The sequence below is a fragment of the Selenomonas ruminantium subsp. lactilytica TAM6421 genome, assembly GCF_000284095.1.
Taxonomy (GTDB): domain Bacteria; phylum Bacillota; class Negativicutes; order Selenomonadales; family Selenomonadaceae; genus Selenomonas_A; species Selenomonas_A lactilytica.
Map to the genome: position 1 here is coordinate 123,409 of NC_017068.1, position 12,270 is coordinate 135,678.

Genomic DNA, 12,270 nt, shown 5'->3' on the forward strand with positions numbered 1-12,270 from the left:
CCTTTATCAAAATCCTTTATTATTAAGTCAATTTCAACTATTTAATTACATCGAAGCCGGGAGGCATCGTCAACTGCAAGGATAGACAAAATATGGACAATGGCGTTATAATTTGAACTATATTATGGATGATATTGACGGAGAAAGGCGGAGTTTGGCAGTATGGAACAAGGGGAGCGGCTATTTTGGGGCGTGATGGGGGCCTTGATGCTTTTTTTGACAGGCCTTATTATGTGGCAGATCATGCAGACCGATTTTTCCCTGCGCCAGGCTGAGCATCGGCGCAAGTTTGGGGCTGTGTATATGACACTGAATAACCCCTTCTATGAGATCGTGGATGAGGAGATTCGCATGGAAGTGGAAAAACGGGGCGATATCCTGCTATCCCGGGATCCGGTGCTTTCGGTGGAACGTCAGGAAGAAGCGGTCAGGGAACTCATTGACAGTGGGGTGGAGGTCATCTTCATCAATCCTGTGGACTGGCAGCGCATCGGCCCGGCATTGCAGCTGGCCAGGGAGGCCCATGTGCGGGTGATTGCCATTGATACCAATGTCGAGAATGAGGATTTTGTCGACACCACGGTGGTCTCGAATAATTACCTGGCGGGGCAGCAATGTGCGCAGCATTTGCTGGCCCATGCATCGGGGGGCAATATCGCCCTGCTGAAGCATTCGGAAACGCGTTCTTCGGTAGAACGTATACAAGGCTTTTTGGATACGCTTAAAGGGAATTCGGCCTTCAGGGTGGTGGATCAGGCAGAGTGTCAGGGACAGCTGGAGCAGGCTATGCCAGCGATGCAGGACATGCTGAGACGGCATCCTGATATCGATGTGGTGATGGCCCTGAATGATCCGGCTGCCATGGGCGCGATGGCCGCCTTGCAGACTGTGGGCAGGTTGGATAAGGTACTGGTTTACGGTGTGGATGGCGTGCCGGAGACCAGGGAGATGATCCGCCAGGGGCATATGATGGCTTCGGCTGGACAGTCTCCCAGGGACATTGGCCGGCAGGCCGTGGAGCAGGCGTATAAATTGCTGGCCGGGGAGCAGGTGTCCAAGATTGTCCAGCTTCCAACCCGCTTGTTGAACAAGGAGAATATCAATACGGATACGGGAGGTTGGGACTGATGACAGAGGCCTATACGCCGGAGAAACGGCGGCTGGAATGGCTTTATGGCCTGCTGGGGCTCTATAATGGCCTGGTGGTTCTGCTGATGGCGGGCTTTATGAGCCTGACGCAGGAAAAGATCATCAAGACCATGTCGGCCCATGCCTTCCTAACCACCCTGCCCATTGTCCCCATGCCAGCTTTCAGAGGTTTTTTAGCGTCGATAGGGGCTTATGCCTTGATGTTGTTCCTGGGCAAGCTCTATCGTCATGGCGGGCTGACTGGTGGTCAGCGTCATCTGGTCTTTGCGGCGGAAATCGGCGTCTGCATGCTTTTGATGCGCAGCCTGAATCTTGCCTATGATGGCGTGGTGCTCCTGGCTGTGGCAGACCTTATGCATCGCTATCAGGGCGAGAATCAGAGCTGGCTGCTGCTGGGGGCAATGGTTGGTCTTTATTTTATGGCCAACTACAATCTGGCCATCTTCCAGCGCCATGTGGCGCCTTTTGATGTGTATGCTGCTTATTACCGTCCTGAGGTACAGTCTGTGCTGCTGGCTATACAGAATGGTCTGATATCCCTGAATATCGTGCTGTTTGTACTGTATCTAGTCCTTTTGGTGCAGAACAAGCATCATGAGAAGGAACGCATCGCCAGTCTGAACAAACAGCTGGAAGAGGCAAATGTGCGGCTGCGGGCCTATGCCATAGAGGCGGAACGCACGGCAGAAACCAGAGAGCGCAATCGTCTGGCCCGGGAAATACACGATACGTTAGGCCATACACTGACCGGTATAGTAGCCGGCCTTGATGCCTGCCTCGTGTTGGTGGATGCTGCGCCGGCTGCCGTGAAGAAACAGATGGAGAAGATCCGGGCGACAGCGCAGCATGGTATTGTGGATGTACGCCGCTCCGTGAAAAAACTGCGCCCCGATGATCTGGAGAAAATGCCGCTGCAGCAGGCGGTGAAAAAGGTTATTGCGGAGTTCGGTGCTTCTTCCGGGGTGGATATCCATCTGGTGGAACTGGGCTGGCCGGAGAAACTACGGGAGGATGAGGAAGAAGTCATCTACCGTATTGTGCAGGAAGGCATCACCAATGCCCGCCGCCATGGCAAGGCCACCAAGGTTACTGTCACCTGTGGTCTCGAACCGGGGCGGTTCTACATCATCATTGCCGATAACGGGCAAGGGTGCAAGGATCTGCAGCAGGGGTTTGGCCTGCGTCATATGGAGGAGCGTCTGGCCTTGCTGCATGGGCGGCTGCGTTATTGGAGTGATAAGGGCTTTACGCTGGAAGCTACGATACCAATGGGGAAGAATGTAATGGATAATAATGGGGAGGCAGAAGGATGATCAAGGTATTTATTGCTGATGATCAGGAATTGATTCGCGAAAGTCTGAAAATCGTCTTGGATCAGAATGAGGATCTTGAAGTGACAGGGGTGGCCGAAAATGGTCAGATACTTATGGAGATGCTGGCAGAAGAGCAGCCGGATGTAATCCTGATGGATGTGCGCATGCCGGAGCTGGATGGGGTGGAGGCCACACGGGAAGTCAAGCGCCTTTATCCGGCGGTGAAGATCATCATCCTGACTACTTTCGATGATGATGAATATGTGTTCAATGCCCTGAAATATGGGGCCAGCGGTTATCTCCTGAAAGGTGTGTCGGTACCGGAGCTTACGGGAGCTATCCGCACCGTAGTATCGGGTGGCGCGATGATCAATCCCGGGATCGTGACCAAGGTGGTCAGGTTCTTCAATCAGATGGCGCAGGGCAGCAGCGCGGTGGAAACCAATAGCGTGGCCGAAGGACTCAGCCGTACTGAGCGCAATGTGGCCCATCTGGTGGGGCATGGGCTGTCCAATAAAGAGATTGCCGAGACGCTGAGCCTGTCGGAAGGGACGGTGCGTAACAGCCTGTCTAGCACCCTGTCCAAGCTGGGCCTGCGGGACCGCACGCAGCTGGCCATTTGGGCGGTGCAGACAGGTCTGGCAGCCGCTGAGGTGGATGTATCGTGAAGCGGGGATTTGCTATTTACTTAGCTTTTTTGCTGTTTTTGACCTGTTTCCTGGGCTGGTATCTTACCAGGCCCAAGGTGCTTACCATAGGGCTGTTTGCGGGCAGTAACTGGAATGTGCCCGAGGGGGACTCTTATGCCTTGCTGGAGGAAGCCATCAAGCGTTTCGAAGCAGAACATCCAGGCGTGACCGTGAAGTATGTCAGCGGCATCCGCAAGGAGGATTATTCGGAATGGCTGGCGGAACGACTGCTCAAGGGGGAAGAGCCGGATATCTTTGTGGTGCCCGGTGAGGATTTTAATCTCTATGCCTCCATCGGTGCCCTGCAGCCTCTTGACCGTTCCATGAACGGGGATGGGGCTTTCGATCCCTCTGTTTACTATCCGGGGGCACTTGATTATGGGCGTTATCAGGGGGTCAGCTATGCTTTACCGTTGGGGGCCGTGACGACTTTGATGTTTGTCAATAAAACCCTGCTGGCCCAGGAGGGAATCCCCATTCCGGATAATAACTGGACATGGCAGGATTTTCTGCGGATCTGTAAGGCTGTTACCAAGGATACGGATGGTGATGGCCGTCTGGACCAGTTTGGCGTCTATGATTATACCTGGCGCAAGGCCGCTTTGACCAATGATGTGCAGATATTTGCGGAGGATGGGAAGAGTGCCGATTTCACGGACAGCCGTATGGAAGAAGTCATGCGCTTCATGCTGGAACTTCATGCCGTCAGCGGGGGGCAGGAGGTCACGGCCAAGGATTTCGACATGGGCAGGGTGGCTTTTCGTCCCTTCACCTTTGCCGAGTACCGCACCTATAAACCTTATCCCTGGCGTATCAAGAAATACAGTACCTTTGAATGGGATTGTATCAAACTGCCCGCCGGTCCATCCGGCAGCAATTCCTCCATCATGCAGGTCATGCTGGTGGGCATCAGTGCCCGCAGTAGTGAACCTCGGCTGGCCTGGGAATTTTTGAAGACCGTTTGCTATGATCCGGCTATTCAGGAAATGATGCTGACCAAATCCCAGGGGCTGCCTGTACGCCGGGATGTGGTGGAGTCAGCCCGAGCCCAAGCGTTGTTCACCGCCACGACACCGGGCAGCGAGGCGATGAACCTCAAAACCGTCAGTGAAGTTATCGCCGATTCCCGGACGGAACCGAAATTCCCCCGCTATAAGGAAGCGATGAATCTGGCCGACAACCGCATTTTCCATGCCGTACAGGAAAATACTTCTCTCAGCAATGCTTTAAGTCAGGTGCAGAAGGAAATCAATATATATCTGCAGCGTTGAACTCATCAGCAAAAAAAGCCGCCCAAGGCGGCTTTTTTCATACAGCTAATGCATATTGCAGGACTTCGTCACTGCCGGCGGCTACCTCGCAGCCGGCAGAACGTGTCTTGAGGTCCGATACCTTATCGTAATTTACGACCAGCACCGGTGAGATCATGTTGATAGAGTTCTTCTTGAGCACATCCAAATCCACCTTGATGATAGGAGTACCGGCTTTTACCCGATCCCCGGATTTCTTGAGTGCCGTCAGGCCTTCGCCGTTCAGGATGATGCTGTCCAGGCCTACATGTACCAGGATTTGGATGCCATCATCCGTGGTGATGGCAAAGGCGTGTTTCGTGTCGAAGAACAGGGAAATCACGCCATCACAGGGAGCCAATACCGTATCGCTGTTCAGCTCTATAGCCAAACCGTCACCTGTGAGCTTTTCGGCAAATACAGGATCGGGAACAGAGGCTAATTCTACAGTCTTTCCTGAGAATGGTGCCAACAGGACTTGGCATAGTGATTTTGCTGCCGTCATAGTATCGAGCCACCTTTCTGTGTCGTATAATTGTATGTTTCATAAGTTAATTGATTGTAGTTACGAATTTTCGCACAAGTTCTTTAGATTCATTTTACTACGAAATAAGAATAAGTCAAGGAAAACTGTAAACAACAGGTGTCATGGCAGATTGGGGATATTCTTGCTGATGGCCGTATGGCGGATGATATCCTGTACCCGAAGATCGATAGCCAATTCCTGTTTATGCAGGGTTTCAGCGGTGGCAAATTCGGCAGGGCGGTCTTCCCGCAGTCCTTTGATATAATGCTGCCAGGCCTTTATGCTGGTTTCTGTGGACTGCTGACGCTGGCGGGCCAGGTATTGGGCGCCGGCAGGGACTTCAATCGCATCCAGCTTGGCCTGCCTTTCCTGCAAGGCGGGGATGATATCGTCCTCAATCAAGGCGGCGATGGACTGTTTCTGCTGTTTGGAGAGATGGCCGCTCTTGGAGTGGTTCAGCCGCTTGAAATGATTCTGGTAGATCTCAAAATTTTCATTGCTGTCACTGACGATTTTTTTCGTAGCCTCGATATAATCGGCAATGTCCTTGTTCTGCAAGGGAGATATCGTATCGAGATATGCTTTGTAGTTCTTGATATAGGCTACCTGCCAGTGTCCGTCTTCGGCCTGTTCCATGGCCAGCTGCAGGGTGAAGGGCGTCTGGGTGTAATCTTCCAGGACTTCCACTTCTGCTGTGGCACTGTGGCCGTTATGTTCTACTTTGCCGATGCTTACGAAGGTGGTATTGCGGATCTGGCTGCGTTCGATGAAGCGCTCGAAATCGATGCCCAGCTGCCGCCCCTTCAGGATATCGGTGCCCTCTGGCAGGCTCCAGATGCCCTGGTTGATCCGGCCCAAGGCGGCATTCTCCATGCCCTCTGCCAGCTGGGGCTTGATCATGATATAGAATTTTTCAAACATGGCCTTTGTCTTCGGCGTCAGTTCGGAGTCATAGGCAAAAAGGTCCATGGTCAGATCATCATAGGCCCGGGAGGAAAGCAGTTCTGTATTCACATAGTGCTTGAAGGTTGCCTCATCCTGTTTGGCAATGGCGGTCTGAATCTGTCCCAGGGCATACTCCGGGGTACGGATGTAGAAAAAGAAATACCAAACCGTTGCCCCGATCAGCGTGGCCAGCAGGAAGAAGCCCAGATAAAGCCGCCGGTGTTCCCGCGCCCGCCGCGCCCGCAGCCGCTTCTGCCAAGTATAATCGTCCATTATATTCTCCATTCTAAATCGTTCATTTGAGTAACCTCATTATACTATAAGAAAAGAAGCAGGGCAATGTATCGGCGCCCAGGGATAGCTTTGACAATGGTGGATATGTTACTATAAAAAGAATCAAGCAGTTTAAGGAGTAAGAATTGAAGTATGAAATGGGTTAATCACGAAATCGTAACGGGTGTTATCGTCTACGGGGCAACAGGGGATCTGTTGTCCACTGTATTTTCCATGGCCGGAGCCATTTTCCCTGACAAAGTGGAAGGCCGTCCCGGGGCTAATTATTGGAGCTGGCGGGCCAGGCATCGGGGCTGGTCCCACTGGCCGGTTATCTATATTGCCATCTATGCCCTGATGCAGCTGGGCTTCCTGCCCCAGGGGGCTGATGCAGAGAAGGGCGTATCGTTTGTCTGTATCGGCGCCCTGCTGCATATTGCGGAAGATGCTGTCTGCGGCAAGGTGCCCTTCCTTTTTCCATGGCAGAAAGTCGGCATAAAACTATTCAAGGTGGGGTCCGTTACAGAATATTTATTTTCCATGGCTTTAGTCATCGGAATCTATATCATTCACGTTAAACTTATGCTAAAATAAAAGCAAATAAATATGAATAATAACATGGGGGCGGTAAAGATGGTACGCGGCACAGCAGTTAAGGGCAGGCCGAATAAGATCATGCGGCTGTTGGCGGAGAAATATCCCACCAAGGAATCTGTATATGAGCAATTGATTTATTTGCAGTCACGGCTGTCCCTGCCTAAGGGCATTGAGCATTTCATGAGCGATCTGCATGGGGAGTATGCGTCTTTCTTTCATATCCTCAACAATTGTTCCGGGGTTATCCGGGAGAAGGTGGATTATGTCTTCGGTGAACGGCTCAGTGAGGAGGAGAAGGCAGAATTCTGTACTTTGATCTATTACCCGAAAGAAAAGATTGAGCAGATTACCAATGACCATAAGAATACGCTGGAATGGTACAGGAAGAATCTGTCACAGCTTTTGGAGCTGTCCAAGCTCATGAGCTATAAATATCCGGCCTCCAAGGTCTATGGCTTCATCCCGAAACGGTATGAGTCGGTTATCGTCGAGCTCATGAACACCCGGCCTGAGGCGGATAATGCGCAGTTTGTCTATCATAAACGGCTGCTCAATACCATTGTGCAGATTGACAGCGGGGCGGATTTTATCGAGGCCTTTACGGTGCTCATAAAGCGGCTGGCGGTGGACCGGCTCCATATTGTGGGCGACTTCTTTGATCGGGGAAATCGGCCGGATGCCATTTTGAATCTGCTGATGAAGCATCCTTCGGTGGATATCCAATGGGGCAATCACGATGTGCTCTGGATGGGCGCGGCACTAGGCAATGAAACCTGTATCGCGGCGGTGGTGCGCAATTCCCTGCGCTACAATAATACAGATGTATTGGAGCGGGGCTATGGCATCAGCCTGCGCCCCTTGACCACCTTCGCTTCCCGCAGCTATCCGGATGCCAACCCCATCAAGGCTGCGGAAAAGGCCATCACGATGATGATGTTCAAGCTGGAAGGCCAACTTATTCGCCGGCATCCGGAATATCAGATGGACAGCCGGCTGCTTCTCGATAAGATTGACTTCCGTTCGTCCCATGCGGTGTTGGGCGATGGCAAGCGCTATGAACTGGAGAGTGCTTATTTCCCCACGATTGACGAGGATAGCGCTGATCCCTATCAGCTGACGGAGAAGGAAGCGGTCATTATTGCGGACCTGAAATCGTATTTCCTGGAAAGTGCGGTATTGCAGCAGCATGTGGATTATCTCTATCAGAAGGGCAGTCTCTATACCCGCTATAATGGCAATCTGCTGTTCCATGGCTGTGTGCTGCTCAATGAGGATGGTACGATGCGATCTGTGTCCTATGGCGGGCAGGAGCTGAAAGGCCGTGCCTGGTTTGATTACTGCGACCGCATGGCCCGGGAGGCTTATCTGCATCATACGGCGAGTGCGGTGGATTTCATGTATTTTCTCTGGTGCGGGCGGCTGTCACCCGTATCCGGACGGGAGTTCAAAACTTTTGAGCGGGCTTATATTCCCGATGAGAGCACATGGAAGGAGCCATCAGATCCTTATTTCAAATATATTGACAGTGAAAAGACCTGTGCTATGGTATTGAAGGAGTTTGGTCTTGATCCGGATAAGGGGCATATCATCAATGGACATGTGCCGGTCAAGGTCAAAAAAGGCGAATCGCCTGTCAAGGCAGGGGGGCGGGCTATCATCATTGACGGCGGTTTTTGCAAGGCTTATCATAGCAAGACGGGAATCTCCGGCTATACCCTGATTTCCAATTCCCGTGGCCTGCGGCTCCTGCAGCATCAAAAGATTGCGGATGTGCGGGAGGCCCTGCGGGAAAACCAGGATATTGAATCCGTGTCGGAAACGGTGGAATTACAGGCCAGGCGGACAACGCTGGGGGATACCGATGAAGGGAAACTTATACAGGACGAGATTACGGATCTGTACAATCTTTTGCTGGCCTATCAGAATGGTCTGATCAAGCCGCAAGAATAGTTACCTTACTATACTATGATTATGCGATGCGTCGACGGCGAGGGAATCTTCCACGCTGCGCTCAGACTGCTGGCTAAAAATAATTTTTGCCAAATATATAACGGGAACCATCTAAACTCACTGCGTTCAAACAAAGATGGTTCCCGTTATTATTGTGGTGGGCAAAAACTATTTTCTTAACGCCAACTGTCAGACGCTTCGCTTAGGAAGATTCCCTCACCGTCGCCGAAGGTGGTACCCTGTTAGCGTAACAAGTCCATTGCCAACTTGCCAATCAAGATTGTGGTCATGATGATGAAGAGGGGGCGCACATAGCCTACGCCTTTTTTCAGGGCCATGGTGCTGCCGCAGTAGGCGCCGGCAATCATGGACAGGCCCATGGGGATGGCGTAGGCGTATTCGATTTGCCCCAGCGTGCCGAAGAAGATTACGGCGGAGATATTGCTGGCAAAGTTCAGAGTACGGGCATTGGCGGCGGCGCCCAGAAAGTCAAAACCTACGGTCAGCAAGGCGAAGAGCAGGAAAGAGCCGGTGCCGGGACCGAAGAAGCCGTCGTAGAAGCCAAGGGCGAATGAAACAAGACCAGCCAGCAGCAGCAATCTGGTGGACATGCCGGCGTATTTGTTTTCCTTGCCCCAGTCTTTTTTACAGATACTGTAAATCAGAACTGCAACCAGCATGACGATAACCAGCGGGCGGAGAATGTCCGGGGGAACCATTTGTACGGCCAGCACACCTAAGGCCGAGCCTAAAAAAGACAGCGGGAAAAGTCGTTTCATTAAATAGCCATCGACTTTTCCTGACCTTACAAAGGTAATAAAACTGGTCAGGGCACCCATGACAGCGGCACATTTATTGGTGCCTAAAGCCAGCACCGGGGGCAGGCCGGTCCATAAAAGGGCTGGGATAGAGATCAGTCCCCCACCGCCGACCACAGAGTCGATAAAGGCTGCCATAAAGCCGAAGAAGACCAAAAAGGCTGTTGTGCCCAGATCTAAAAATTCCATATAATCAATCCTCCTTGAAATTAGGATACTACGGAGACTGATTGTTTGGCAACAGATATCGATTCAAAAGCCTTCCCCTCTGGGGAAGGTGGCAGCCGCAGGCTGACGAAAGTTATTCCCTCCCCACCCTCCGGCCTTGTTTATCAGACTTTTTTAGGAAAAATCGAAAAAAGTTCAAAAAAAGTGTTGACAGGTGAGGCAAACTCGTGTAATATAATACAAGTCGCTGACAGACACGGCAACGAAACAGCCAAGCAAGCCTTGAGTGGCAGGCCGCTGGAACGTTCCAAAAAGCTTCGAAAAAACTTCAAAAAAGTTCTTGACAAGCTGATCTGATAGTGATAAGATAAATGGGTCGCTTGAAGCGACAAGCACTTCGAAAGAAGCGCTTCGCAAGATTGTTCTTTGAAAACTAAACAATGCAAAATAATCATGCAACATGATTAAGCCAGATGTTTGAAGAAACTTTTAGTTTCTTATTAAAACATCGATTGGTATGAACAACATAGCAATCGGCAATTTCTTTTATAGATAATTAGAGCTTGATTAAGTTCTTCATATTTTATGGAGAGTTTGATCCTGGCTCAGGACGAACGCTGGCGGCGTGCTTAACACATGCAAGTCGAACGAGACGATTGAAAGCTTGCTTTTGAGAGTCGAGTGGCAAACGGGTGAGTAACGCGTAGACAACCTGCCGCAAAGATGGGGACAACAGTCCGAAAGGACTGCTAATACCGAATGTTGTCAGATTCCCGCATGGGAGACTGATTAAAGATGGCCTCTACTTGTAAGCTATCGCTTTGCGATGGGTCTGCGTCTGATTAGCTAGTTGGTGGGGTAACGGCCTACCAAGGCGACGATCAGTAGCCGGTCTGAGAGGATGAACGGCCACATTGGAACTGAGACACGGTCCAGACTCCTACGGGAGGCAGCAGTGGGGAATCTTCCGCAATGGGCGAAAGCCTGACGGAGCAACGCCGCGTGAGTGAAGAAGGGTTTCGGCTCGTAAAGCTCTGTTGACGGGGACGAATGTGCGAAATGCGAATAGTTTTTCGCAATGACGGTACCCGTCGAGGAAGCCACGGCTAACTACGTGCCAGCAGCCGCGGTAATACGTAGGTGGCGAGCGTTGTCCGGAATTATTGGGCGTAAAGGGAGCGCAGGCGGGAAGGCAAGTCAGTCTTAAAAGTGCGGGGCTCAACCCCGTGATGGGATTGAAACTGTCTTTCTTGAGTGCAGGAGAGGAAAGCGGAATTCCTAGTGTAGCGGTGAAATGCGTAGATATTAGGAGGAACACCAGTGGCGAAGGCGGCTTTCTGGACTGTAACTGACGCTGAGGCTCGAAAGCGTGGGGAGCGAACAGGATTAGATACCCTGGTAGTCCACGCCGTAAACGATGAATGCTAGGTGTAGGAGGTATCGACCCCTTCTGTGCCGGAGTTAACGCAATAAGCATTCCGCCTGGGGAGTACGGTCGCAAGACTGAAACTCAAAGGAATTGACGGGGGCCCGCACAAGCGGTGGAGTATGTGGTTTAATTCGACGCAACGCGAAGAACCTTACCAGGGCTTGACATTGAGTGAAAGATCTAGAGATAGATCCCTCTCTTCGGAGACACGAAAACAGGTGGTGCATGGCTGTCGTCAGCTCGTGTCGTGAGATGTTGGGTTAAGTCCCGCAACGAGCGCAACCCCTATCATTTGTTGCCAGCACGTTATGGTGGGAACTCAAATGAGACTGCCGCGGACAACGCGGAGGAAGGCGGGGATGACGTCAAGTCATCATGCCCCTTATGTCCTGGGCTACACACGTACTACAATGGGATGGACAGAGAGCAGCGAACCCGCGAGGGCAAGCGAACCCCATAAACCATCTCCCAGTTCGGATTGCAGGCTGCAACCCGCCTGCATGAAGTCGGAATCGCTAGTAATCGCTGGTCAGCATACAGCGGTGAATACGTTCCCGGGCCTTGTACACACCGCCCGTCACACCACGGAAGTCATTCACACCCGAAGCCGGTGGGCAAACCGCAAGGATGCAGCCGTCTAAGGTGGGGGCGATGACTGGGGTGAAGTCGTAACAAGGTAGCCGTATCGGAAGGTGCGGCTGGATCACCTCCTTTCTAAGGATTACAAAATCTTAGGTCGGAGCATTTGGCTTTTGCATTGTCTAGTTTTGAGAGAATAATCTCTCTAAAAATGAATACCATAATGGGGGCGTAGCTCAGCTGGGAGAGCACCTGCCTTGCAAGCAGGGGGTCAGGAGTTCGATTCTCCTCGTCTCCACCATTATGGGCCTATAGCTCAGCTGGTTAGAGCGCACGCCTGATAAGCGTGAGGTCAATAGTTCAAGTCTATTTAGGCCCACCATTAAAAAACAAATGGTATATGTACACTGAAAACTACACAGAAGAAATCAAAATGTATCAATTTTAACCAATGGTCTACACGACAGTGTAAACAGAAGGTTGAACGAACATTTTAGGATTCTAAAGCATAGACATCACACAAACATGTGATACCTTAAAAGCAA

The 12,270-nt window shown here is 51.4% G+C and carries 10 protein-coding genes, 2 tRNA genes and 1 rRNA gene; 10 read left to right on the forward strand and 3 right to left on the reverse strand.

All coding sequences use genetic code 11. The annotated features are described in order from the left end of the window. Positions 1–162: 162 nt before the first annotated feature. From SELR_RS00540 to SELR_RS00555, 4 genes are read left to right on the forward strand one after another with little or no spacing between them, the layout of a single operon-like run. Positions 163–1,128, forward strand: a complete 966-nt coding sequence (locus SELR_RS00540) for a sugar ABC transporter substrate-binding protein (protein ID WP_041914209.1) — start codon at positions 163–165, stop codon at positions 1,126–1,128. After that, positions 1,128–2,462, forward strand: coding sequence for a sensor histidine kinase (locus SELR_RS00545; RefSeq protein ID WP_014423264.1), 1,335 nt, complete (start codon positions 1,128–1,130; stop codon positions 2,460–2,462). The genes SELR_RS00540 and SELR_RS00545 overlap by 1 nt, the downstream gene beginning before the upstream one ends. Beyond that, positions 2,459–3,130 (forward strand): response regulator transcription factor, encoded by a 672-nt coding sequence (locus tag SELR_RS00550; RefSeq protein WP_014423265.1) that lies wholly within the window; start codon positions 2,459–2,461, stop codon positions 3,128–3,130. Before SELR_RS00545 ends, SELR_RS00550 begins: the two co-directional genes overlap by 4 nt. Then, complete coding sequence (locus SELR_RS00555; protein ID WP_014423266.1) at positions 3,127–4,422, forward strand: ABC transporter substrate-binding protein; 1,296 nt, start codon at positions 3,127–3,129, stop codon at positions 4,420–4,422. The genes SELR_RS00550 and SELR_RS00555 overlap by 4 nt, the downstream gene beginning before the upstream one ends. Positions 4,423–4,459: 37 nt before the next feature. On the opposite strand, the gene SELR_RS00560 is transcribed toward SELR_RS00555, so the two are convergent. After that, entirely contained in the window at positions 4,460–4,945 is a 486-nt protein-coding gene (locus SELR_RS00560) for a PTS sugar transporter subunit IIA (protein WP_014423267.1), read from the reverse strand. 141 nt (positions 4,946–5,086) lie between these two features. After that, complete coding sequence (locus SELR_RS00565; RefSeq protein ID WP_014423268.1) at positions 5,087–6,184, reverse strand: hypothetical protein; 1,098 nt, start codon at positions 6,182–6,184, stop codon at positions 5,087–5,089. A gap of 153 nt (positions 6,185–6,337) precedes the next feature. Here SELR_RS00565 and SELR_RS00570 point away from each other — a divergent pair, with 153 nt between their 5' ends. Both SELR_RS00570 and SELR_RS00575 read left to right on the forward strand, forming a co-directional pair. Further along, positions 6,338–6,778, forward strand: a complete 441-nt coding sequence (locus SELR_RS00570; RefSeq protein WP_014423269.1) for a metal-dependent hydrolase — start codon at positions 6,338–6,340, stop codon at positions 6,776–6,778. 39 nt (positions 6,779–6,817) lie between these two features. Beyond that, positions 6,818–8,731, forward strand: a complete 1,914-nt coding sequence (locus SELR_RS00575) for a fructose-bisphosphatase class III (RefSeq protein ID WP_014423270.1) — start codon at positions 6,818–6,820, stop codon at positions 8,729–8,731. A gap of 242 nt (positions 8,732–8,973) precedes the next feature. On the opposite strand, the gene SELR_RS00580 is transcribed toward SELR_RS00575, so the two are convergent. Further along, the gene (locus SELR_RS00580; RefSeq protein WP_014423271.1) at positions 8,974–9,738 is read right to left on the reverse strand and encodes a TSUP family transporter; all 765 of its coding nucleotides are present in this window, start codon (positions 9,736–9,738) and stop codon (positions 8,974–8,976) included. A 45-nt stretch (positions 9,739–9,783) separates the two neighbouring features. Here SELR_RS00580 and SELR_RS18740 point away from each other — a divergent pair, with 45 nt between their 5' ends. The 4 genes from SELR_RS18740 (at position 9,784) to SELR_RS00600 (ending at position 12,107) form a co-directional block, all read left to right on the forward strand. Then, complete coding sequence (locus tag SELR_RS18740) at positions 9,784–10,074, forward strand: hypothetical protein (protein ID WP_014423272.1); 291 nt, start codon at positions 9,784–9,786, stop codon at positions 10,072–10,074. Between the two features lie 225 nt (positions 10,075–10,299). Further along, a 16S ribosomal RNA gene (locus SELR_RS00590) occupies positions 10,300–11,860 on the forward strand. A 90-nt stretch (positions 11,861–11,950) separates the two neighbouring features. After that, a tRNA-Ala gene (locus SELR_RS00595) sits at positions 11,951–12,026 on the forward strand. A gap of 4 nt (positions 12,027–12,030) precedes the next feature. Continuing rightward, positions 12,031–12,107: transfer RNA gene (locus tag SELR_RS00600), tRNA-Ile, on the forward strand. Positions 12,108–12,270 lie beyond the last annotated feature (163 nt).

Coding starts and splice junctions, on each gene's coding strand:
- SELR_RS00575 (WP_014423270.1), top strand. CDS start 6,818: ATGGTACGCGGCACAGCAGTTAAGGGCAGGCCGAATAAGATCATGCGG.
- SELR_RS00580 (WP_014423271.1), bottom strand. CDS start 9,738: ATGGAATTTTTAGATCTGGGCACAACAGCCTTTTTGGTCTTCTTCGGC.
- SELR_RS00565 (WP_014423268.1), bottom strand. CDS start 6,184: ATGGACGATTATACTTGGCAGAAGCGGCTGCGGGCGCGGCGGGCGCGG.
- SELR_RS00560 (WP_014423267.1), bottom strand. CDS start 4,945: ATGACGGCAGCAAAATCACTATGCCAAGTCCTGTTGGCACCATTCTCA.
- SELR_RS00540 (WP_041914209.1), top strand. CDS start 163: ATGGAACAAGGGGAGCGGCTATTTTGGGGCGTGATGGGGGCCTTGATG.
- SELR_RS00545 (WP_014423264.1), top strand. CDS start 1,128: ATGACAGAGGCCTATACGCCGGAGAAACGGCGGCTGGAATGGCTTTAT.
- SELR_RS00550 (WP_014423265.1), top strand. CDS start 2,459: ATGATCAAGGTATTTATTGCTGATGATCAGGAATTGATTCGCGAAAGT.
- SELR_RS00570 (WP_014423269.1), top strand. CDS start 6,338: ATGAAATGGGTTAATCACGAAATCGTAACGGGTGTTATCGTCTACGGG.